Genomic DNA, 20,166 nt, shown 5'->3' with positions numbered 1-20,166 from the left:
TGTTAAAACGCCCCGGCAGGCGGGGCGTTCGATGCATCGGAAAATCGCTTATTCGGCGCGGGCGGCGCGGGCGGCGCGGGCGGCGCGGACATCGACGCCCGCATCGGCGAGCGCGCCGCGAATGCGTCGCGCGAATTCGAGTGCGTGCGCGCCATCGCCATGCAGGCAGATGGTCTGCGCCTTGAGCGGCACCCATTCGCCGGACACGGCCTGCACGCGTTGCTCGCGCACCATCGCGAGCGTGCGGTCGAGCACTTCGGTTTCATCCTCGAGCAGCGCGCCCGGTTCCTTGCGCGGCACGAGCGAGCCATCCGCGCGATAGCCGCGATCCGCGAAGACTTCCTCGATGGCGACCAAGCCCGCGCGCCGCGCCGCATCGACGAGACCGCTGTTGGCGAGACCGAAGATCAGCAGCGACGGATCGAAGTCATGCACGGCGGAGCAGATGGCATCCGCTATCCCGGGGCTTTTCGCGGCCTGGTTGTAGAGCGCGCCGTGCGGCTTCACATGCGCGATACGTCCGCCTTCCGCCCGCGCAATGGCCGACAGCGCGCCCAGTTGATACAGCACGCCCGCGTAGATTTCCTCGGGCGGCAAGTCCATTTCCTTGCGGCCGAAGTTCTCGGGATCGTTGAAGCTCGGATGCGCGCCGATCGCCACGCCTTTTTGCACCGCCCAGCGCACGCACTCGCGCATCGCGGTGGCGCCGCCCGCATGCCAGCCGCACGCGATGTTCGCGGAGCTGACGAGTTCGAGCAGCGCTTCGTCGGTGCCGCAGCCTTCGCCGAGATCGGCGTTCAGATCGATTTCCATGATGTCGTATCGTTCAAAGTCGTTACGTTGATTTAGCCAGACGCGCGCAGCGTTCCTCGTGCATCGCGATGGCCGTGCCCACCTGACTGACATAGCGCCGCTCTTCGGCGAGCGCATGGCGTGCTTCTTCCAGCGACGTTTCGATGAAGCGCACGCCGCCGTTCAACCGCACTTGCGCGAGCTTCCACAAATCCGCCTTGATGACCGCGCCGATCTTCGGATAGCCGCCCGTGGATTGCGCGTCGCCCATCAGGACGATGGGCTGGCCGTTCGGCGGCACTTGAATCGTGCCGGGCAGGACCGCGTGCGACAGCAGTTCGATCTTCTCGCCGCGTTCGAGCTCCGTGCCCGCAAGGCGAAAGCCCATGCGGTTGCTGTTTGGCGTGATGGTCCATTCCTCGTTCCAGAAGTCGCGCTGCGCCTTCTCCGTGAAGCTCGCGTATTCCGGACCGCGCAGCACGCGAATCGGCACGGCCCAGTCGACGCCCGGCGCATGTCGGCCGCGCCGCACGGGTTCATCGACGAGCACGAACTTGCACCACGCGGGCGCCTTCACGCCGAAGGCCGGTTCTTCCGGCGAAAACGCGATGCCCTTGTGCGGTTGCGGCACGCCGACAGGCAAACGGTCGCCGTCGGCAAGCGCGCGTCCGCCCAGGCCGCCGAAGCATGCGCCGAGGTCGGTGCTGCGCGAGCCGAGCATCGGCAAGACGTCGATACCGCCCGCAATGCACACGTAGCCGCGCATGCCGCGCTTGGCCGCGCGCAGCGTCAGTTCCTGGCCCGCGCGCACGGGCAAACTCCACCACGAATAAACCGGCTCGTCGTCGAGCGTCGCGCCGAAGTCCGTGCCGGTAATCGCCACGCGCGTCGCGCGCGAGAAGCGCAGCACGGTCGGCCCGAACGTGACTTCGATACCCGCCGCATCCGCCTTGTTGCCGACGATACGATTGCCGATTTCCAGCGACAGCGCATCGAGCGCGCCGCCCGAACTCACGCCGAGATGCCGATAACCGTGGCGCCCGAGATCCTGCACGGACGAGAGCACGCCCGCGCGTTTTATTTCGATCATGCGCGCACCTCCAGCGCCGTGAAGCGCACGCGGTCGCCGGGTTGCATGAGCGTCGGCGGGTTGCGGGCCGGATCGAAAAGCTTGAGGTCGGTGCGGCCGAGCAGATTCCATCCACCGGGCGATACAGCGGGATAGATACCCGTCTGCGCCCCGCCGATGCCGACCGAACCCGCCGGCACTTCGAGGCGCGGTTCCGCGCGGCGCGGCGTGTGCAGCGCGGGATCGAGGCCGCCCATGTAGGCGAAGCCCGGCTGAAAACCGAGAAAGAAGACGACGTATTCGGCTTCGGTGTGACGCTTCACGACTTCATCGACGGAAAGGCCGACATGCTTGGCGAGCGAACTCAGATCGGGGCCGTCCGCGCCGCCGTAGCGCACCGGAATCTCGATCTCCGCGCCGCCTGTATCCGATGGCGTGGCCGCTTCCCAACCTTCTTCGAGTTGCGCCGCGAGGGCTTCGTAATCGGCTTCGAGCGGGTCGAAGACGATGGTCAGGTTGTTCATGCCCGGCACGACTTCGACGACGTGCGGCATGAGCCGCGCGATGTCGGCGAGCGCCCAGATGCGGCGCTGACAATCGAGCGTCGCCGGTGGCGCGGATTCGCACACGAGCGCGTTGTCGCCAAGCGGATGAATACGTGGTTTCGTCATGCCTCTCTGGTCCCTTGCGCGCGCCGTCCATGCGGCCAGCAACGCGTCAGAATGCTACATTGTCAATAAATTATCGACAATTTATCAATAAGCGTTTGTTCGGAGTGTAGTTCGTGACGCAAGGTCGCGGCTGCGCGATATCGTTCGGATACACTCCACGCACTTTTCAACGGTCCTCGCCATGTCGCGTCACCCTACCAAGATCGTCTCGTCCGAGCATCTCGTGTCAGAAGTCAGCGCCGAGTTATCGGAGTTCGAATACGCGCTCATCATGGTGAGCAACGCGTTCAATCGCTGGATGGTGCGTTGCATGTCGGCGGCGGGCGCGAAGGACATGACCGCCGTGGAAGTATCGCTGCTGCATCACGTGAGCCATCGCGATCGCAAGAAAAAGCTTGCCGATATCTGCTTCGTCCTCAATATCGAGGATACCCACGTTGCCACGTATGCACTCAAGAAACTGGTGGCGCGCGGTTACGTGAAAAGCGAGAAGACGGGCAAGGAAGTGTTCTTTTCCGCAACGGCGGCAGGGCGCGAGTTGTGCGGGAAGTATCGTGAAGTGCGGGAGAGCTGTCTTATGTCGACGCTGCGCGAGAGCGGGCTGACAAACGAGCAGATTGGCGACGCCGCGCAACTCATGCGCAACGCATCCGGTCTTTACGATACCGCCGCGCGCGCGGCGACATCGCTTTAAGTCAGTAGACGGCAGCCTCGGTAACGATGGCTCCAAGCGGCAAGTCGTGAGTCTCGCGCGGGAGCGCATCGCATTTGCCCGATTCGTAGGCAATCCCGATAGTCACGGGGCGTTCGCCATTCGGCCAGGCGGCGAGCGTGCGATCGTAGTAGCCGCCGCCGTAACCCAGTCTCAAGCGCTGCAGATCGAAACCGACGCATGGAATCAGCAACAGATCCGGCGTCACGCGGGTTTCCTGGGCAGGCACGGGAATGCGATAGCGGCCTTCCTTCATCGGCATTTGCGCATGCCATGCGTGGAAGGCCATCGGCGCCTTGGGCTCGACCACCACGGGCAACGCGGCGGCGCGCGTCGCGTCTGCCGCGAGCCAGCGCGTGAGCAAAGCGCGCGCATCGAATTCGCCCGCAACGGGCCAATAAAAGCCGATGCACTTGACCGCATGCTCCGCGAGCAACGCCTCGATGCGTGTCGCGAGCGCCTTGTTTCTTTCGGCTTGCGCGGGATCGTCACGCTGTGCTTCGCGGCTTGCGAGAAGCGTGGAACGCAATGCGCTTTTAGGTTCCGCGCAAACGTTGCGTGCTATGCTTTCAACCGATCTTTGGACCACCTCGCGCTCCAGTAATAACGATGTCAAAACGCCTCGACCGAGTATATCTTGCGGCTGGTACCGCACTTGCCGCAGTGACGCTCGTCGCTTGTGGAACAGCTTCCGCGGTTCGCCCCGACGAAGACTTCTCGCCGTCGTCCGACGACCGCATCTTCATGCAGTTGCGCGATGCCGCGCGCGCGAACGATCCGGCCAAAGCCGCCGTTCTTGCCGCGCAAATCCCGAACTATCCGGCGCCGAGTTACGTCGAGTACTTCACGATCAAGCCGCAACTCTTCGATTCGCAAGGCCACGCGCGCATCGACGCGCCCGATGCGCCGGTGCTCTCGTTCCTGCAGCGCAACGACGGCCAGGCCATTGCCGACCGCATGCGCAACGATTATCTCGTCGTGCTCGGCAGCCGTCACGACTGGAAGAACTTCGAGCAGCAATATGCCCGCTTCGTGCTCAACGACGACACGCAGGTCAAGTGCTATGCACTCGAAGCGCGTCTCTCGAAGGGCGAGAACGTCGCGGAAGCGGCGCGCGCGCTGCTCGTCGATCCCAAATGGTACGGCGACGGCTGCGTCGATCTCATCGGCGCACTTGCGGAGTCAGGCCAGTTCACGAGCGACGACATCTGGCAGCAGATTCGCATCGCTTACGAACAGAACTACACGTCGACCGGATCGAATATCGTCGAAGCGCTCGGGCAGGAAAAGCCGAAAGGCTCGCTTCTCGACGACGCGGTCAACAAGCCGCCGCTTTACCTCGCACGCGGCGTCATGCCGAACACGCCGGCGCACCAACTGACCTTGCTCGCCATCACGCGCATGGCTCGCAACGATCCGGCAATGGCCGCGGCCACGTTCAGTTCGGTCGCGCCGAGTCTCACCGCGCAGGAACGCGCGATCGGCTGGGGCACCATCGGTTATCAGGCGGCGATCAAGCGCATGCCGGCCGCGTCGGACTGGTATCGGCTATCGGCGAACGCGCAGTTGTCGAACCCCGCATATGAATGGCGCACGCGCAGCGCGTTGCTCGCGGGCGACTGGAACATGGTGCGCTGGTCTATCGACCAGATGCCGCCCACCTTGCGCAGCCAGCCTGCGTGGACTTACTGGCACGGCCGCGCGGTCAAGCAAGCGGGCGACGCCGCAACGGCCAATCAGGAATTCCAGTCGATCGCGGACCAATACAACTTCTACGGCCAGCTCGCGCTGGAAGAAACCGGCCAGAAGATCAGCGTCCCGCCGCGCACCACCGTGAGCGATGCCGAAATCGCGCAAATGCAGTCGGTGCCGGGCTTCGCGCTGTCGCAACGTTTCTACTCGCTGAACATGCGGCTCGAAGGCAACCGCGAATGGAACTGGCCGTTGCGCAGCATGACGGACCGGCAACTCATCGCCGCCGCGCAGTATGCAAAGCGCATCGAACTGTTCGACCGCACGGTGAACACCGCCGACAAGACGAAGACCGAGCACGACTTCACGCTGCGTTATCTGTCGCCGTTCCGCGATATCGTCGAGCGCGATGCGCAAACCACCGGGCTCGATATCGAATGGGCATACGGGCTAATTCGCCAGGAATCGCGCTTCATCATCAACGCGCGTTCGGAAGTAGGCGCGGGCGGCTTGATGCAACTGATGCCTGGCACGGCGCAACTCGTCGCCAAGAAAATCGGCATGGGTCCGGTGTCGCGCGCGCAAATGAACGACATCAACACCAACATTCTGCTCGGCACAAATTACCTGTCGATGATCTACAATCAATTCGATAACTCGCCCGTGCTCGCCACTGCCGGTTACAACGCAGGTCCCGGCCGGCCGAAGCAATGGCGGCAGGATTTGCGCGCGCCTGTCGAGGGCGCGATTTTTGCTGAAACCATTCCGTTCACCGAGACGCGCGATTACGTCAAGAACGTGTTGTCGAACACCGTCTATTACGCGGCACTGTTCGAAGGCCGTCCGCAATCGCTGAAGACGCGGCTGGGATATATCGCGCCGTAGTTCTTTTGCACCGCGCGTCGCGGTTTCGTTGCACGAATAAACGGAACGGGCGCGCGGCTGCCCCTTCGCCGTTCGCATTCGTCAAAGCGCACTCACAAAGCCGCGACTCAAGAGGCGAATATGCGACATCAAAAGGTAGCGCTCATCGGCGGTTCGGGTTTCATCGGAAGTCATCTCGTCAACGCGCTGGTCGATCTCGGCAAGAACGTGCGAATTGCCACGCGGCGCCGTTCCAACGCGGCGCATCTGACGCTTCTTCCCGTCGATGTCATCGAAACCGATATTCACGATCCCGCGCAACTCGCGGCTTTCGTCGCGGAGGCCGACGCGGTGATCAACCTCGTCGGCGTGCTGCAAGGGCGGCGCGGCGAGCCTTATGGGCCTGAGTTCGAGAAAGCACACGTCGAGTTGCCGCGCAAGATCGCGGCGGCGTGCGCGGCGAAAGGCGTGCGCCGGCTGCTGCACATGAGCGCGATCGGCGCGGATTCGGAAGGTCCGAGCATGTATTTGCGCTCGAAGGGCGACGGCGAAAAGGCGGTGCGCGACTCGGGCCTCGACTGGACCATTTTTCGAAGCTCCGTCGTTTTCGGTCCCGAGGACAATCTGCTGAATCAGTTCGCCTTCCTCGAACGCATGTTCCCGGTGATTCCGCTGGCTTGCGCCGACGCGCAGTTCCAGCCTATTTTCGTCGGCGACGTGGCCAAGGCCATGGTCAACGTGCTCGACCTCGACGCGGCCAACCGCATGGTCTACGAACTCGCGGGGCCGGGCGTCTTTACGCTCGCGGAGCTGGTGCGCTTTGCGGGCGCGACCATCGGCAAGCATTCGCGCATCATCAAGCTGCCCGAGAGCCTTGGCCGCCTTCAGGCGATGACGCTCGAACTCGCGCCCGGTGAACCGCTGATTTCGCGCGACAATCTCGATTCCATGAAAACGCCGAATATTGCGAGCGGCCCGCTTGCGCCCGAACTGGGCATCGGCGAACCGGCGAGCATCGAAGCGATTGCGCCGTTGTATCTGACGGGCGCGTCGAATCGCTCGCGCTTCAATTCTTTTCGCGCCACGGCGCATCGCTGAACATCGATCGCATGAAACTCGTCATTGGTGACAAGAACACGTCTTCCTGGTCCATGCGCCCTTGGGTGCTGGCGAAGCACTTCGGCATTCCCTTCGAGGAAACGCTGATCCGTCTCGGTCAGCCCGATACCAAGGCGCGCATTCTCGAAGTGTCGCCATCGGGCAAGGTGCCGTGTCTCGTCACCGACGACGGCGCCTCCGTGTGGGAGTCGCTTGCAATCATGGAGACCCTCGCCGAGCGCTTTCCCGACCACGCGATGTGGCCGCGCGATGCCGGCGCGCGGGCTCATGCGCGCAGCATCAGCGCCGAGATGCACGCGAGTTTCGCTGACTTGCGTCAGTCGATGCCCATGGAAATTCGCACGCACGCGCCAGGCAAAGGCGCAAGCGAAGGCGCATTGGCGAATATCGCGCGCATCGAAGCGTTGTGGGCCGATTGCCTGGCGAAGTCGGGCGGGCCGTTTCTGTTCGGCGAGTTCGGTATTGCGGATGCCATGTTCGCGCCGGTCGTCATGCGCTTCAATTCCTACGAGCCGTCGCTTGACGATGAATCGCGTGCCTATGCGCAGCGCGTGACCGCATTGCCCGCGGTCGCGGCGTGGATCGAGGATGCAAAGCAGGAAATCGCGCAATGAACATTTACGCGGTTGGCGGCGCGATCCGCGACGAATTGCTCGGCGTGCCGGTGGTGGATCGCGATTATGTCGTGGTTGGAGCCACGCCCGAGCAAATGGTGGCGCAAGGCTATAAGCCGGTGGGCAAGGATTTCCCGGTGTTTTTGCATCCGCGGACGCACGAGGAATACGCGCTCGCGCGCACCGAGCGCAAGACGGCGGCGGGGTATCACGGCTTCCAGTTTTACTACTCGCCGGACGTGACGCTCGAAGAGGACTTGACGCGGCGCGATCTGACCATCAATGCAATGGCGCGCGAAGTGAATCCCGATGGCGAACTGACCGGCCCGGTGATCGATCCGTTCAACGGCCGCGCCGATCTCGCGCAGAAACTCTTCCGGCATGTGGGCGATGCGTTCATCGAAGACCCGGTGCGTATTCTTCGTCTCGCTCGTTTCGCGGCGCGCTTCGCCGATTTTTCAGTCGCGCCGGAAACCGAAGCGCTGATGAAGAAAATGGTCGAGGCGGGCGAAGTCAATGCCCTCGTGCCCGAGCGCGTATGGCAGGAAGTCTCGCGCGGTCTGATGGAAAAGAAGCCTTCTCGCATGTTCGAGATCCTGCGCGGTTGCGGCGCGCTGGCGCGCATTCTCCCCGAAGTCAACGCGCTTTGGGGCGTGCCGCAACGCGCCGACTATCACCCTGAAGTGGACACCGGCGTCCACGTGATGATGGTGGTGGACTACGCGGCGTCGCAGGGGTTTGCGTTGCCGGTGCGCTTCGCCGCGCTCACTCACGATCTCGGCAAGGCGACCACGCCGGACGATATCCTGCCGCGCCATCTTGGTCACGAAGGGCGCAGCGTCGATCTCCTGAAGCCGCTTTGCGACCGCTTGCGCGTGCCGAACGAGTGCCGCGATCTGGCGGTACTCGTCGCGCGCGAGCACGGCAACATTCATCGCGTCATGGACGCGGGCGCGGCCGCGCTGGTGCGCCTCTTCGAACGCGCCGACGCGTTGCGCAAACCCGCGCGTTTCGCGGAAGCCTTGCAGGCATGTCTCGCCGATGCGCGCGGTCGGCTCGGTCTGGAACAGCAGCCTTATCCACAGGCTGAACGGCTGCGCGAGGCGCTAGTCGCGGCCCGTTCCGTCGATGCCGGCGCGGTCGCGCAACGCTTCGCCAATCAGCCCGCCCGCATAAAAGACGCCGTGCACGATGCGCGGGTCGAAGCGGTGAAGGCGGTTCTGTAACGGCTAGAGCGCGCGCGCGATCAGCGACAGCAACATCGACAGCAGCAGCGTCGACATGAACGGAAACGAGTATTCGCGTCCAAAGATGCGCAGCGTGAAGTCGCCCGGCAAGCGCCCGACGCCGAGCTTGCGGAGCCACGGCCAGCAAGCCGACAGCACCATCAGCGCGACAAACGTAGTCAGAAGCCAGCGGATCATGGCAATGGCTCAGAGCGTATGGGAACGGTCGCCGGCCGAGAAGGCGTCGAGCGTGCCGGGAATGCCGCGCGAAAACGCGATCACCTTGAAGAGTTCGCCCATCTCTGCTTCCGAAAGCAATTTCTGCACGGCGTTGGCGGCGGGCAAAAAGCGCCGCACGTCGGCGGGATCGAGTTCGTTGAGTACGTCGGTGATACCGGCGTTCATTAAAAAGCGCGCCTGCGATGTGAAGCCCAGCAGATCGGCGCCGGCTTCCGTGCCTGCTTCCGCGATCCCCGTGAATTCGACGTGCGCCGTGATGTCCTGCAAGCCCGGATAGAGAAACGGGTCCGTGTGCGCGCGATGCCGGTAATGACACATCAACGTTCCGGTCGCGCGCTGCGCGTGATAGAACTCGCGGCGCGGAAATCCATAGTCGATGAAAAACGCCGCGCCGCGCGTGAGCATGGTGCAAACGGTCTTCGTGAAGCCGAGCGCCGCCTCGTGCGTTTCGGTCACGTATTCGGTGAATGGCTCGTCGTTGGCTTCGTCGATGGCGGCATCGATCAATTCGATTTGCTCGTCGATTTCCACGGGATGGTCATCGAAAGCAAAACGGTCGTTCAGCACGACCACGCCGCGCTCGTGCCACGCGCCGAGCTTGCGCACCACGAGTCGCACCGGCATGGCGTCCAGCACTTCGTTGCCGATCACCACGCCTTCGAACGAATCCGGCAATGCATCGAGCCAGATGACCTTGGCGGCGAGCGCGGGCGCCTGCGCTTCGATTGTCTCGCGCTGGCGCGCGCGCAATTCGCCGGAAAGATCGACGATTGCGTAACTATCGAAGGCCACGTCCAGTTCGGCGAGCGCGTTGAGCAAACCCGCCGCGAGCTTGCCCGTGCCCGCGCCGAACTCCATCAGCCGGCGCGTGCCGCTCTGTTCGAGCGCCTGCGCCACGGGCCGCGCGAGCGTCGTCGCGAACAAGGGCGACAATTCCGGCGCGGTGACGAAGTCGCTGCCGTCTTCCGCGCGCCGGCCGAACTTTGTCGCGCCGCCGCTGTAATAGCCGAGTCCGGGCGCATACAGCGCGAGGTCCATGTAGCGGTCGAACGGCAGCCAGCCGCCCGCCTCGGCGATACGCTCGCAAATCAGCGCGGAAAGTGCGTCGGACTGGGCGAGTGCATCCGCGCCGGGAGCAGGTAAACTGTCGGATTGTCGAGCTTTCGGATTCATCCCAGTATTGTAAATGAGCGCCTCCACGCCGTTATCTTCCGCAAATTCGCCGCTTTCGCCCGCTTCGGCTGCGCGGTCCCGCGTCGTACTCGTGACCGGCGGCGCCAGGCGCATAGGGCGCGGCGTCGCGCTGGAATTCGCTCGCCAGGGCTGGGACGTCGCCGTGCACTACGGCGGCTCTGCGCGTGAAGCGCTCGAGACCGTCGTCGAAATCGAAGCGCTTGGCCGGCGCGCGGCCGCATTGCACGCGGATCTCGGCATCGAAGCGGAAGTGGCGCGGCTCGTGCCGGCGTGTGTCGAGGCATTCGGCGCGCTGAATTGCGTGGTGAACTGCGCATCGCGTTTCGACGAAGACACGGCCACCGACTTTGGCTATGCGAAGCTGCTCGAGATGACCGCGATCAACGTCGCCGCGCCGCTCACGCTTGCGCGTCTGTTGCACGAAATCACGCCTGAATCCGCCGCCGATGACGACACGCAACGCGGCGTTGTCATCAACGTGCTCGATCAGAAGCTGTACAACATGAACCCGGATTACCTGTCGTACACGCTCACGAAGGCCGCGCTGGAAAACGCCACCGTCGCGCTCGCGCAGGCGCTGGGGCCGAAGCTGCGCGTCGTCGGCCTCGCGCCGGGACTGACGCTGATTTCCGCCGGGCAGACGCCGGAATCGTTCGCGGCGGCGCATCGCGTGACGCCGCTCAAGCGGGCGTCCACGGTGCGCGACGTCGCGGAGGCCGCGTGCTTTCTGGCGAACGCGCACGGCATGACCGGCACGACGCTCGTGGTCGATGGCGGCCAGCATCTCGTGCCGAGCCCGCGCGACGTGATGTACCTGTTCGGCGCGCCGAAGCTGTAGCCCGCGCGCCGCGTATCAACTTTTGGAACGAACCCATGCTTGCCGCACTTTCGCATCCCCGGCTGGCCGATTGCCGGCGGCTTTTTCTGCGCAACTACGAAGTGCGCATCAATATCGGTGTGCATGACTTCGAGAAGCGCGGCGAGCAACGCGTCGTGATCAACGTCGAACTGTTCGTGCCGCTCGCGCTGTCCACGCCCGTCGCGGACAAGCTCGCCGAAGTCGTCGACTACGACTTCATGCGCTCGACCATCGCCGAGCGCGTGAAGCGCGGCCACATCCATCTGCAGGAAACACTCTGCGACGATGTCGCCGCCGCGCTGCTCGCGCATCCGAATGTGCGGGCCGTGGTGGTATCGACAGAAAAACCCGACGTGTATCCCGACTGCGACGCGGTGGGCGTCGAAGTCTTCCGTATCAAAGAGGAACGAGCATGAACGCGCCCGAGACACTGCAAGCGCCCGACGAGCAAAAGCCCGCGCGCGAAGCGCTGACGCGCCGTCAGCAGAAGGAAGCCTACGAGAACAACAAGCTCTTCAAGCGGCTCGCGCGGCAAGTCGGCGAGGCGATCGGCGACTTCAACATGATCGAGGAAGGCGACAAGGTCATGGTGTGTCTGTCCGGCGGCAAGGATAGTTACGCGATGCTCGAAATTCTCATGCGCCTGCGCGAGCGCGCGCCGATCAACTTCGAACTCGTGGCCGTCAATCTGGATCAGAAGCAGCCGGGATTTCCGGAGCATGTGCTGCCCGAATATCTGAGCAAGCTGGACATTCCGTTTCATATCGAGAACCAGGATACGTACAGCATCGTCAAGCGGCTGGTGCCGGAAGGCAAGACGACGTGTTCGCTGTGCTCGCGGCTGCGGCGCGGCATTCTGTACCGCGTGGCGGGCGAACTGGGCGCGACCAAGATCGCGCTCGGGCATCATCGCGACGACATTCTGCAAACGCTTTTGCTCAACATGTTTTATGGCGGCAAGCTGAAGGGCATGCCGCCCAAGCTGCAATCGGACGATGGCAAGAACATCGTGATTCGCCCGCTTGCCTACGTGAAGGAAACCGATCTGGAAAAATACGCCGCGTTGCGCGAGTTTCCGATCATCCCGTGCAATCTGTGCGGCAGTCAGCCCAACTTGAAGCGCGCGGAAATGAAGGCGCTGGTGCGCGATTGGGACAAGCGTTTTCCCGGTCGAGTGGACAACATGTTCAACGCGCTGACTAATGTCGTGCCGTCGCATTTGATGGATCACAAGCTCTTTCCGTTCGCCGGATTGCGCGCGACGGGCGAGGCGGACGCAAACGGCGATCTTGCCTTCGACGAAGAACCGTGCGCGAGCGAACCGTCCGGGCCGGCAAACGCGATTTCAATCGTGCAGTTCGACGACCTTTGAGCCTTTCCCGACAAGGCGCAGCGTGGCATTTACCGCACTGCGTCAAAAGGCCTGCGTGCTATATTGGCCGCAACCATTCTTCGCAAGAAATCCGTCAATGAACATCGTGATTCTGGCTGCCGGCATGGGCAAGCGCATGCGCTCCGCTCTGCCGAAGGTCCTTCATCCGCTGGCGGGCAAGCCGCTTCTCGCGCATGTCATCGACACGGCGCGCACGCTTTCGCCAACGCGGCTCGTCGTGGTGATCGGTCACGGCGCGGACAAGGTGCGCGAAGCCGTCGGCGCGCCCGACGTGCAGTTCGCCGTCCAGGACAAGCAACTCGGCACGGGCCACGCGGTGCAACAGGCGCTGCCGCTGCTCGATCCCTCCGTGCCGACGCTCGTGCTCTACGGCGACGTGCCGCTCACGCGCGCAAGCACGTTGCAACGCCTGCTCGATGCTGCCGGCGGCGAACGCTACGGCGTGCTGACGGTAACGGTGGCCGATCCGGCCGGCTACGGCCGGATCGTGCGCGATGCCAGCGGTTCCGTGCAGAAAATCGTCGAACAAAAAGATGCGAGCGAGGAAGAGCGGCGGATTGCGGAGATCAACACGGGCATTGTCGTTTCGCCCACGCGCACGCTCGAAGCGTGGGTCGCGTCGCTTAAGAACAACAACGCGCAGGGCGAGTTTTATCTCACCGATGTAGTCGAGCGCGCCATCGAAGCAGGCGTCGAAGTGGTGACGGCGCAGCCCGATGCCGAATGGGAAACGCTCGGCGTGAACAGCAAGATTCAGCTGGCGGAACTGGAGCGCGTGCATCAGCGCAACGTGGCTTACGCGCTGCTCGAAGCGGGCGTGACGCTCGCGGACCCGGCCCGCATCGACGTACGCGGCACGCTCGAATGCGGCGCGGACGTTTTCATCGACGTGAATTGCGTCTTCGAAGGCCGCGTGACGCTGGCGGATGACGTGACCATCGGTCCGAACTGCGTGCTTCGCAATGCCACCATCGGCACAGGCGCGCGCGTGGACGCGTACACGCATATCGAAGGCGGCAAGACCGGCGCGAATGTCGTGCTCGGGCCGTATGCGCGGCTGCGTCCGGGCGCGGTGCTTGGCGACGAAGCGCACGTCGGCAACTTCGTCGAAGTGAAGAACGCGGTGCTAGGCCACGGTTCCAAGGCGAACCACCTGACCTATATCGGCGACGCGGACATCGGCGCGCGGGTCAATGTCGGCGCTGGAACCATTACCTGTAACTACGACGGCGCGAACAAGCATCGCACGATCATCGAAGACGACGTGTTCGTCGGCTCGGATACGCAGCTCGTCGCGCCCGTGCGCGTCGGTCGCGGCGTCACCATCGCGGCGGGCACGACCGTGTGGAAGGATGTCGGCGAAGGCGAACTCGTGCTGAACGAGAAAGTGCAGGTCAGCAAGCCGGGCTACGTTCGCCCGGTCAAGGCGAAGAAGGTCTGAACAACGCGCGCGGACTGCATTGCGGCGCGCGCACGAAACTAAGTCTGAAAGGATCAACGCCATGTGTGGAATTGTCGGCGCGGTTGCGCAACGTAATATCGTCCCGGTGCTCGTCGAAGGCCTGCGACGCCTCGAATATCGCGGCTACGACTCGTGCGGCGTCGCCGTATTGAGCAACGGCGAGCCGCGCCGCGCGCGCAGCGTCGCCCGCGTGGCCGATCTCGACGAACAGGTGAAGCAATCGGGACTCGCCGGCATGACGGCCATTGCGCACACGCGCTGGGCCACGCATGGCGCGCCCGTCACCGACAACGCACATCCCATCTTTTCGCGCGATACCGTGGCGCTCGTGCATAACGGCATCATCGAGAACTACGAGGCGTTGCGCGAGATGCTGCGCGGCAAGGGCTATGAGTTCGTATCGCAGACGGATACCGAAGTCATCGCGCATCTGATTCACAGCATGTATCGCGGTGATCTGTTCCAGACCGTGCGCGAAGCCGTCGCGCAATTGCATGGCGCGTATGCCATCGCGGTCATTCATAAGGATCAGCCGCATACGGTGGTGGGCGCGCGGCAGGGTTCGCCGCTCGTCGTGGGTCTGGGCGATGGCGAGAATTTCCTCGCGTCCGATGCGCTCGCCATTGCGGGCAGCACGGACCGTTTCTCGTTCCTCGAAGAAGGCGATGTCGTCGAACTTTCGCTCGATGGCGTGAAGATTTTCGATCGGGCGGGTCTGCCCGCGAAGCGCGAAGTGCGCGTGGTGACGGCGTACGGCGGCGCCGTGGAGCTTGGGCCGTATCGCCATTTCATGCAAAAGGAAATCTTCGAGCAGCCGCGCGCTATCACCGACACGATTCCGCAAGCCGATCACTTCGACCCGGAGCTATTCGGCGCGACGGCCGGCGAGGTGTTCGCGGAAATCGACAGCGTGCTCATTCTGGCGTGCGGCACGAGTTCGTACGCGGGTTTGACGGCGAAGTACTGGCTCGAATCTATCGCGAAGATTCCAACGCAGGTCGAGATTGCGAGCGAGTATCGGTATCGGGAGTCGGTGCCGAATCCGAAAGCGTTGGTCGTGGTGGTATCCCAATCGGGCGAAACCGCCGACACGCTCGCCGCGCTCAAGCACGCGCAATCGCTCGGCCACAAGCACACGCTCGCGGTCTGCAACGTTGCGACGAGCGCGATGGTGCGACAGACCGAGTTCGCGTTCCTGACGCATGCGGGCACGGAGATTGGCGTGGCGTCGACGAAGGCGTTCACGACGCAGCTCGTCGGCTTGTTCGTGCTGGCGGTGACGCTCGGGAAGCTGCGCGGTTTCGTCGATGCAAAGCAGGAAGCGGCTTATCTCGGTCAGTTGCGTCACTTGCCGGCGGCGTTGAATAGCGTGCTGGCGCTGGAGCCGCAGATCATCGCGTGGTCGGAGGAATTCGCGCGCAAGGAGAATGCGCTTTTCCTCGGGCGCGGGCTGCATTATCCGATCGCGCTGGAAGGCGCGTTGAAGCTCAAGGAGATTTCGTATATCCACGCGGAGGCTTATCCGGCGGGCGAACTGAAGCACGGGCCGCTCGCGCTGGTGACCGAGGCGATGCCGGTCGTGACCGTCGCGCCGAACGATACGCTGCTTGAAAAGCTCAAGTCGAACATGCAGGAAGTGCGGGCGCGCGGCGGTGAGCTTTATGTGTTCGCGGATGCGGATACGCGCATCGTCAGCGAGGCGGGCATTCATGTCATCCGCATGCCCGAGCATTACGGCGCGCTCTCGCCGATTTTGCATGTGGTGCCGCTGCAATTGCTGTCGTATCACACCGCTTGTGCACGCGGGACGGATGTGGATAAGCCGCGGAACTTGGCGAAGTCGGTGACGGTGGAGTGAAGTTGGGTTGGTGCCGTCGCGAGTTTTGTAAAGCGCCCCTTCGGGGGCGTTTTTGTTGGATGGGCATATCCTGAAACAAGTGGCACCCTTTTCTAAGCGGTAAAACAACGCCGGTAAGCGTCAATCTTTGCATTTAACCGGCAAAAAAACGCGCTTTAACTTAGCAAGCTCAGCTGAGATTTGGGAGGAATCAGGCCAGCGCCTGCGCGCTCACCGCCTTGCGCAAAATCTCCAACAGGAAAGACGTGGCAAGCCGCGCCGGCATAACGACGCGCGCACTGCGCAATATCGAACGCGGCGGACAAGGGTCGCTCGATTCTTTTATCCGCGTCGCAATGGCATGTTGGGCCTTGCCGACAATCTGGATCTCCCTTTCGAACTCAAGCCGCGCTCCGATCACAAGGAAGTCTGCGCGGTCGAGGCCATGTACGGCGCCATTGCAACTGCGTGCGAGCTACGAATGCCCGTCACGGCTTATTTCGATCTCGGCGATTCCATGGCCGCCTTTGGTATCGAACGATTCGATCGCGAGCTGCATGCGGGTCCCCATGCGTACGGCAGCCGGCGTGGCGCACGCCGACTTTCGCGTCCCTCAGATGGACTACGTCACGCTCTTGCGACTCATGCAGTTCATAACGCGCGATGTACGCGAAGTACTTCAGGCCTCCGAGCGATGCGTGTTCAACGTCGTCTTCGACAATCGCGACGATCACACCAAGAACTTTTCCTTCGTGATGGACGCGGATGGCCGCCGGCAGTTTTCACCCGCGTACGACCTCACGTTTAATTCAGGTCCGGGCGGCGAGCATCGAATGAATGTCAGCGGAGAGGCGAGGCCGTGACGCGCGAGCATCTCATGAAGCTCGCCAGCAAGACCGGCATCGCCCCACGTGTCGCTGCGCGCTCCATCGATCGAATCGCGAACATCGCATCGGACTTCAAACGCTACGCCGACAACCTGTCGATAACCGTCGAAACCCTCGACGCCATGACTAAGACGATCTCGACCAACCAGGTGCGCGTGGCCAGACGCCTGTGGACAACCCTGTCAACAGCTCGACTGTTCATCTGTTGGCGGTTTCTGGATAACTTCGCGTTAACCCGCAAACACCGAAAGTTGTCCCAGCTTCCGTCCGCAAACGCGCTCGCCATACCGGACTTGTTAAATCGCCAACTCGTTGATCGGAAAAGCACGACGGTACTTATCCACTGAAACGCCTCGTGCTTGTTAACTATTACTACGTATATATACGAATCCTTTTGTTAACTTAGACAGACGAGGCGCGCTGCTCAAAACCCGTGCGATGTTTCAGACCGCAGCCGACGCATGCACGTCTTTCAACCGCTCACGGCTGTTGCTCAGATGCAGGCGCATTGCTGCGCGTGCGTCGTCGCTGTCCTGACGCACGATCGCCCGATAAATCGCCTTGTGTTCACTCAGCACATTGCGCAGGCGTTCGATCTGATCCAGCTCCGCCAACTCCGCCCGGCCAAGCCGCGTGCGAGGACTCACGCCTCGGCCCATCTGGCTCAGGACGTCGTGGAAATATCGGTTGCCGCTTGCCCGCGCAATTTGCAGATGAAACTCGACGTCGTGTTCGAGAACATCGGTGCTGCCGCTCGTCAGTTGATCCTCGAAGTTTCTGAGCGTCGCGGCAATCTGCTTCAGATGCTGCTCCGTACGGCGTCCCGCGGCGAGCGCGGCGGCAGCGCCTTCCAGATCGATGCGAAACTCGATGATCGCCATGATGTCCAGCAGGTTCGACAACTCGACGCCCGGTAAGCGAACGGTCTCGCGCCCGGACGGCGCCAGAATGAAAGTGCCGACGCCATGCCGCGTCTCGACGACATTCGCCGCCTGCAACCGCGACACCGCTTCGCGCACCACCGACCGGCTCACCGACAGTTGCTTCATCAACGCGGCTTCGGTTGGAATCCGGTCGCCAGGTCGCAGAACGCCGCGCTCGATTTCCTCGAACAACGTGGTGACAACTTTATCGGTCAAACTCGCCATGTTCTCTTGATGTTGGGAAGAATGGTGTGGTCGGACATCTTGTCCGCGCCATGGGCAGCGCTTGTAACTTGGATGTCAGACAACGCATCTTGTCGTCACGCCGTTCGTTCGTCAACTCGGCGATTCCAGCGCTCGTAGCGCTTATCAAATAGGATGTCATATAACTGGCCGCGTTCAACGGTACCGCTTCAAACGTGGCCGCAAAAAGGATTAAGGGTTAACTCCGCTGTCTAATGTGAATGAAAACACAGTACCCTGTGTTAAGACGTCTGATGACATTTGCAATCTCAGACACCGGCTTCTCATCGAAAGACAGTCGCTCAAGGAGACACCATGTCATCAACGGCACCTTATCAAGCTTTGCCCAATACCTTCCGGGCGGCGCTTCTCGCACGCAAGAAAGTGATTGGATGCTGGACGTCGCTTGCCAGTCCTATCGTCGCGGAATTGCTCGGCGTTGTCGGCTTCGACTGGATTCTGCTCGACGCCGAGCACGCGCCCAACGATTCCATCACGCTGATTCCGCAGCATATGGCGCTAAAAGACAGCGTCAGTGCGCCCGTGGTGCGGCCACCGGCCAACGACGCCGTCGCCATCAAGCGCTTGCTCGACGCGGGCTTCGTCAACTTTCTCGTTCCGTTCGTCGATAGCGCCGACGACGCTCGCCGCGCCGTGGCATCCACACGCTATCCGCCGCAGGGCATTCGCGGCGTGTCGGTCGGGCATCGGGGCAACCGGTATGGCACGGTGCCCAATTACTTCGCCCTGGCCAACGACAACATCGCCGTCGCGGTGCAGATCGAAAGCCGCGCGGCCGTCGAAGCCATCGACGAAATCGCGGCCGTCGACGGCGTCGATGCGCTCTTCGTCGGGCCTTCGGATCTCGCGGCATCGTACGGACATCTCGGCAATGCGAATCATCCGGACGTACAAGCCGCCATCAAACATGTCTTCGAACGCGTGCACGCGGCTGGCAAGTCGAGCGGCATTCTCGCGCCCGTGCAGCAGGAAGCCGAGCGCTATCTCTCGTTGGACTGCACGATGGTCGCGGTCTGCGCCGACCTGGGGCTGCTCAGGAACGCCGCGCAGGGCGTGAAGAAGCACTTCATCCAGGAGTAAGCTGCGCGGGTGGCAAGACCCGCAGCTGACTTCGAGAATCGAATCTGACAACCGACCAAGGAGCGACACAATGCAAAAGGCAGGCTTTATCGGACTGGGCATCATGGGCAATCCCATGGCCGCCAATCTCCTCAAGAACGGCGTCGAACTCGCGGCATTCACGCGCAGCGGCGTGCCCGCCGATCTGACCGGCGCGGGCGCCAAGGCGTGCGATAGCCCGGCGGATGTCGCCGCCCAGGCCGACATCATTTTCCTGATGGTGCCGGACACGCCCGATGTAGAGCGCGTGCTGTTCGGCGAGAACGGCGTCGCGCAGAACTTGCGCGCGGGTCAGATCGTCGTCGATATGAGCTCGATTTCGCCCATCGCCACGCGCGAGTTCGCGGCGAAGGTGCGCGAGCGCGGCGCGGATTACCTCGATGCGCCCGTTTCCGGCGGTGAAGTCGGCGCGAAGGCGGCATCGCTCACCATCATGGTCGGCGGCGCGCAGGCGACCTTCGACAAGGTCAAGCCGTACTTCGACATGATGGGCAAGAACATCTCGCTGATCGGCGAAGTGGGCGCCGGGCAGGTCTGCAAGGTGGCGAATCAGGTGATCGTCGCGGCAACCATCGAAGCAGTCGGCGAAGCGCTGCTGCTGGCGTCGAAGGCCGGCGTCGATGCCGAGAAGGTTCGCACTGCGCTGATGGGCGGCTTCGCGTCGTCACGCATTCTCGAAGTGCACGGCGAGCGCATGACCAAGCGCACGTTCAATCCGGGCTTCCGGATCGAATTGCATCAGAAGGACTTGAATCTGGCACTGGCGACCGCGCAGTCGCTTGGCGTGTCGCTGCCGAACACGGCGACGTGTCAGCAGTTGTTCAACTCGTGCAGCGCGCATGGCGGCAAGGCGTGGGATCACTCGGGAATGGTTCGCGCGCTGGAGATCATGGCGAATCATGAGATTGGGCAGGAAAAGAAGTAAGACGCTGGTTCAACTGTCGTCGACGAGCCGGCGTTCGCCGGCTTTTTGTTTTTGGCTGGCTCGTTGGTGCTTGGCCCTTGCCGTGAGGCTCGACGCGGGCGCAGTCGCTATTAGTTGTCGGACGTCTTAATTGGCCTTTGCCCATTCGAACCGCTAGACGGATCAAGCGCTGTAAAGGGCTTATGCGGAAGGGCTCAGGCGCGACAGGGTAAACGCCGAATTGGTGCTCAAGCCGACTCGCGATACCATGTCATCTGACAACGTATAACGATGACGGCGTGCTTCTGCATGTCACATAACGCGC

General features: G+C 62.6%; 22 protein-coding genes. 14 read left to right on the top strand and 8 right to left on the bottom strand.

Going from position 1 to position 20,166, the window contains the following annotated elements:
* Positions 1 to 48: 48 nt before the first annotated feature.
* The 3 genes from pxpA to pxpB are packed head-to-tail and all read right to left on the bottom strand — an operon-like array spanning position 49 to position 2,532.
* Positions 49 to 813: a 5-oxoprolinase subunit PxpA gene (pxpA, locus tag QCE79_RS13570; RefSeq protein ID WP_309844760.1), complete on the bottom strand. Its 765-nt coding sequence runs from the start codon at positions 811 to 813 to the stop codon at positions 49 to 51.
* Between the two features lie 22 nt (positions 814 to 835).
* On the bottom strand, positions 836 to 1,882 hold the full coding sequence (locus QCE79_RS13565; RefSeq protein WP_309844757.1) for a biotin-dependent carboxyltransferase family protein: 1,047 nt from the start codon (positions 1,880 to 1,882) through the stop codon (positions 836 to 838).
* On the bottom strand, positions 1,879 to 2,532 hold the full coding sequence (pxpB, locus tag QCE79_RS13560; RefSeq protein ID WP_250466008.1) for a 5-oxoprolinase subunit PxpB: 654 nt from the start codon (positions 2,530 to 2,532) through the stop codon (positions 1,879 to 1,881). The genes QCE79_RS13565 and pxpB overlap by 4 nt, the downstream gene beginning before the upstream one ends.
* A gap of 181 nt (positions 2,533 to 2,713) precedes the next feature.
* Between pxpB and QCE79_RS13555 the strand changes: the two genes are divergently transcribed.
* On the top strand, positions 2,714 to 3,226 hold the full coding sequence (locus tag QCE79_RS13555) for a winged helix DNA-binding protein (RefSeq protein WP_244826509.1): 513 nt from the start codon (positions 2,714 to 2,716) through the stop codon (positions 3,224 to 3,226).
* 1 nt (position 3,227) lies between these two features.
* Here QCE79_RS13555 and QCE79_RS13550 read toward each other — a convergent pair whose 3' ends face one another.
* Positions 3,228 to 3,845 (bottom strand): 5-formyltetrahydrofolate cyclo-ligase, encoded by a 618-nt coding sequence (locus QCE79_RS13550; RefSeq protein ID WP_404989366.1) that lies wholly within the window; start codon positions 3,843 to 3,845, stop codon positions 3,228 to 3,230.
* Between the two features lie 8 nt (positions 3,846 to 3,853).
* On the opposite strand from QCE79_RS13550, the gene QCE79_RS13545 reads away from it, so the two are divergent.
* The 4 genes from QCE79_RS13545 (at position 3,854) to QCE79_RS13530 (ending at position 8,759) form a co-directional block, all read left to right on the top strand.
* Positions 3,854 to 5,821, top strand: a complete 1,968-nt coding sequence (locus QCE79_RS13545; protein ID WP_250526360.1) for a lytic transglycosylase domain-containing protein — start codon at positions 3,854 to 3,856, stop codon at positions 5,819 to 5,821.
* A gap of 120 nt (positions 5,822 to 5,941) precedes the next feature.
* Positions 5,942 to 6,898 (top strand): complex I NDUFA9 subunit family protein, encoded by a 957-nt coding sequence (locus QCE79_RS13540; RefSeq protein WP_244826506.1) that lies wholly within the window; start codon positions 5,942 to 5,944, stop codon positions 6,896 to 6,898.
* Between the two features lie 11 nt (positions 6,899 to 6,909).
* Entirely contained in the window at positions 6,910 to 7,533 is a 624-nt protein-coding gene (locus tag QCE79_RS13535) for a glutathione S-transferase family protein (protein ID WP_309844744.1), read from the top strand.
* A complete protein-coding gene (locus QCE79_RS13530) occupies positions 7,530 to 8,759 on the top strand; it encodes a multifunctional CCA addition/repair protein (RefSeq protein ID WP_309844742.1) in 1,230 nt (409 codons plus the stop codon). Before QCE79_RS13535 ends, QCE79_RS13530 begins: the two co-directional genes overlap by 4 nt.
* 3 nt (positions 8,760 to 8,762) lie before the next feature.
* On the opposite strand, the gene QCE79_RS13525 is transcribed toward QCE79_RS13530, so the two are convergent.
* Positions 8,763 to 8,957 carry a DUF2905 domain-containing protein gene (locus QCE79_RS13525; protein ID WP_244826503.1) on the bottom strand — a complete coding sequence of 65 codons (195 nt, stop codon included), beginning with the start codon at positions 8,955 to 8,957 and terminating at the stop codon, positions 8,763 to 8,765.
* A 9-nt stretch (positions 8,958 to 8,966) separates the two neighbouring features.
* Positions 8,967 to 10,172, bottom strand: coding sequence for a class I SAM-dependent methyltransferase (locus tag QCE79_RS13520; protein ID WP_250509620.1), 1,206 nt, complete (start codon positions 10,170 to 10,172; stop codon positions 8,967 to 8,969).
* A gap of 13 nt (positions 10,173 to 10,185) precedes the next feature.
* Between QCE79_RS13520 and QCE79_RS13515 the strand changes: the two genes are divergently transcribed.
* From QCE79_RS13515 to glmS, 5 genes are all read left to right on the top strand, one after another.
* Positions 10,186 to 11,031 carry an SDR family oxidoreductase gene (locus QCE79_RS13515; RefSeq protein WP_250509619.1) on the top strand — a complete coding sequence of 282 codons (846 nt, stop codon included), beginning with the start codon at positions 10,186 to 10,188 and terminating at the stop codon, positions 11,029 to 11,031.
* 35 nt (positions 11,032 to 11,066) lie between these two features.
* Complete coding sequence (locus QCE79_RS13510) at positions 11,067 to 11,468, top strand: dihydroneopterin aldolase (RefSeq protein WP_244826500.1); 402 nt, start codon at positions 11,067 to 11,069, stop codon at positions 11,466 to 11,468.
* Positions 11,465 to 12,424: a tRNA 2-thiocytidine(32) synthetase TtcA gene (gene ttcA, locus QCE79_RS13505; protein ID WP_309844738.1), complete on the top strand. Its 960-nt coding sequence runs from the start codon at positions 11,465 to 11,467 to the stop codon at positions 12,422 to 12,424. Before QCE79_RS13510 ends, ttcA begins: the two co-directional genes overlap by 4 nt.
* 97 nt (positions 12,425 to 12,521) lie before the next feature.
* Complete coding sequence (gene glmU / locus QCE79_RS13500) at positions 12,522 to 13,886, top strand: bifunctional UDP-N-acetylglucosamine diphosphorylase/glucosamine-1-phosphate N-acetyltransferase GlmU (RefSeq protein ID WP_309844736.1); 1,365 nt, start codon at positions 12,522 to 12,524, stop codon at positions 13,884 to 13,886.
* Positions 13,887 to 13,947: 61 nt separating this feature from the next.
* Positions 13,948 to 15,765 carry a glutamine--fructose-6-phosphate transaminase (isomerizing) gene (gene glmS / locus QCE79_RS13495; protein WP_244826497.1) on the top strand — a complete coding sequence of 606 codons (1,818 nt, stop codon included), beginning with the start codon at positions 13,948 to 13,950 and terminating at the stop codon, positions 15,763 to 15,765.
* Positions 15,766 to 15,955: 190 nt separating this feature from the next.
* On the opposite strand, the gene QCE79_RS13490 is transcribed toward glmS, so the two are convergent.
* The gene (locus QCE79_RS13490) at positions 15,956 to 16,165 is read right to left on the bottom strand and encodes a hypothetical protein (RefSeq protein ID WP_309844733.1); all 210 of its coding nucleotides are present in this window, start codon (positions 16,163 to 16,165) and stop codon (positions 15,956 to 15,958) included.
* Positions 16,166 to 16,313: 148 nt separating this feature from the next.
* On the opposite strand from QCE79_RS13490, the gene QCE79_RS13485 reads away from it, so the two are divergent.
* Together QCE79_RS13485 and QCE79_RS13480 are read left to right on the top strand one after the other, a co-directional pair.
* A complete protein-coding gene (locus QCE79_RS13485; RefSeq protein WP_309844730.1) occupies positions 16,314 to 16,607 on the top strand; it encodes a HipA domain-containing protein in 294 nt (97 codons plus the stop codon).
* 14 nt (positions 16,608 to 16,621) lie between these two features.
* Positions 16,622 to 16,978, top strand: a complete 357-nt coding sequence (locus QCE79_RS13480) for a hypothetical protein (RefSeq protein WP_309844728.1) — start codon at positions 16,622 to 16,624, stop codon at positions 16,976 to 16,978.
* Between the two features lie 96 nt (positions 16,979 to 17,074).
* On the opposite strand, the gene QCE79_RS13475 is transcribed toward QCE79_RS13480, so the two are convergent.
* Positions 17,075 to 17,779, bottom strand: coding sequence for a FadR/GntR family transcriptional regulator (locus QCE79_RS13475; RefSeq protein ID WP_250526351.1), 705 nt, complete (start codon positions 17,777 to 17,779; stop codon positions 17,075 to 17,077).
* Positions 17,780 to 18,112: 333 nt separating this feature from the next.
* On the opposite strand from QCE79_RS13475, the gene garL reads away from it, so the two are divergent.
* Together garL and QCE79_RS13465 are read left to right on the top strand one after the other, a co-directional pair.
* Positions 18,113 to 18,898, top strand: a complete 786-nt coding sequence (gene garL, locus QCE79_RS13470) for a 2-dehydro-3-deoxyglucarate aldolase (RefSeq protein ID WP_309844724.1) — start codon at positions 18,113 to 18,115, stop codon at positions 18,896 to 18,898.
* A gap of 70 nt (positions 18,899 to 18,968) precedes the next feature.
* A complete protein-coding gene (locus tag QCE79_RS13465) occupies positions 18,969 to 19,862 on the top strand; it encodes a 2-hydroxy-3-oxopropionate reductase (RefSeq protein ID WP_250465961.1) in 894 nt (297 codons plus the stop codon).
* Positions 19,863 to 20,166 lie beyond the last annotated feature (304 nt).

Source organism: Caballeronia sp. LZ003 (assembly GCF_031451465.1).
GTDB lineage: Bacteria > Pseudomonadota > Gammaproteobacteria > Burkholderiales > Burkholderiaceae > Caballeronia.
This window is presented reverse-complemented; position numbering and strand designations above follow the sequence as displayed.

Bases quoted from the DNA above. Each gene is read 5' to 3' on its own strand.
- pxpA (WP_309844760.1), bottom strand. From the start codon at position 813: ATGGAAATCGATCTGAACGCCGATCTCGGCGAAGGCTGCGGCACCGAC.
- QCE79_RS13565 (WP_309844757.1), bottom strand. From the start codon at position 1,882: ATGATCGAAATAAAACGCGCGGGCGTGCTCTCGTCCGTGCAGGATCTC.
- pxpB (WP_250466008.1), bottom strand. From the start codon at position 2,532: ATGACGAAACCACGTATTCATCCGCTTGGCGACAACGCGCTCGTGTGC.
- QCE79_RS13555 (WP_244826509.1), top strand. From the start codon at position 2,714: ATGTCGCGTCACCCTACCAAGATCGTCTCGTCCGAGCATCTCGTGTCA.
- QCE79_RS13545 (WP_250526360.1), top strand. From the start codon at position 3,854: ATGTCAAAACGCCTCGACCGAGTATATCTTGCGGCTGGTACCGCACTT.
- QCE79_RS13540 (WP_244826506.1), top strand. From the start codon at position 5,942: ATGCGACATCAAAAGGTAGCGCTCATCGGCGGTTCGGGTTTCATCGGA.
- QCE79_RS13535 (WP_309844744.1), top strand. From the start codon at position 6,910: ATGAAACTCGTCATTGGTGACAAGAACACGTCTTCCTGGTCCATGCGC.
- QCE79_RS13530 (WP_309844742.1), top strand. From the start codon at position 7,530: ATGAACATTTACGCGGTTGGCGGCGCGATCCGCGACGAATTGCTCGGC.
- QCE79_RS13525 (WP_244826503.1), bottom strand. From the start codon at position 8,957: ATGATCCGCTGGCTTCTGACTACGTTTGTCGCGCTGATGGTGCTGTCG.
- QCE79_RS13520 (WP_250509620.1), bottom strand. From the start codon at position 10,172: ATGAATCCGAAAGCTCGACAATCCGACAGTTTACCTGCTCCCGGCGCG.
- QCE79_RS13515 (WP_250509619.1), top strand. From the start codon at position 10,186: ATGAGCGCCTCCACGCCGTTATCTTCCGCAAATTCGCCGCTTTCGCCC.
- QCE79_RS13510 (WP_244826500.1), top strand. From the start codon at position 11,067: ATGCTTGCCGCACTTTCGCATCCCCGGCTGGCCGATTGCCGGCGGCTT.
- ttcA (WP_309844738.1), top strand. From the start codon at position 11,465: ATGAACGCGCCCGAGACACTGCAAGCGCCCGACGAGCAAAAGCCCGCG.
- glmU (WP_309844736.1), top strand. From the start codon at position 12,522: ATGAACATCGTGATTCTGGCTGCCGGCATGGGCAAGCGCATGCGCTCC.
- glmS (WP_244826497.1), top strand. From the start codon at position 13,948: ATGTGTGGAATTGTCGGCGCGGTTGCGCAACGTAATATCGTCCCGGTG.
- QCE79_RS13485 (WP_309844730.1), top strand. From the start codon at position 16,314: ATGCGTACGGCAGCCGGCGTGGCGCACGCCGACTTTCGCGTCCCTCAG.
- QCE79_RS13480 (WP_309844728.1), top strand. From the start codon at position 16,622: ATGAAGCTCGCCAGCAAGACCGGCATCGCCCCACGTGTCGCTGCGCGC.
- QCE79_RS13475 (WP_250526351.1), bottom strand. From the start codon at position 17,779: ATGGCGAGTTTGACCGATAAAGTTGTCACCACGTTGTTCGAGGAAATC.
- garL (WP_309844724.1), top strand. From the start codon at position 18,113: ATGTCATCAACGGCACCTTATCAAGCTTTGCCCAATACCTTCCGGGCG.
- QCE79_RS13465 (WP_250465961.1), top strand. From the start codon at position 18,969: ATGCAAAAGGCAGGCTTTATCGGACTGGGCATCATGGGCAATCCCATG.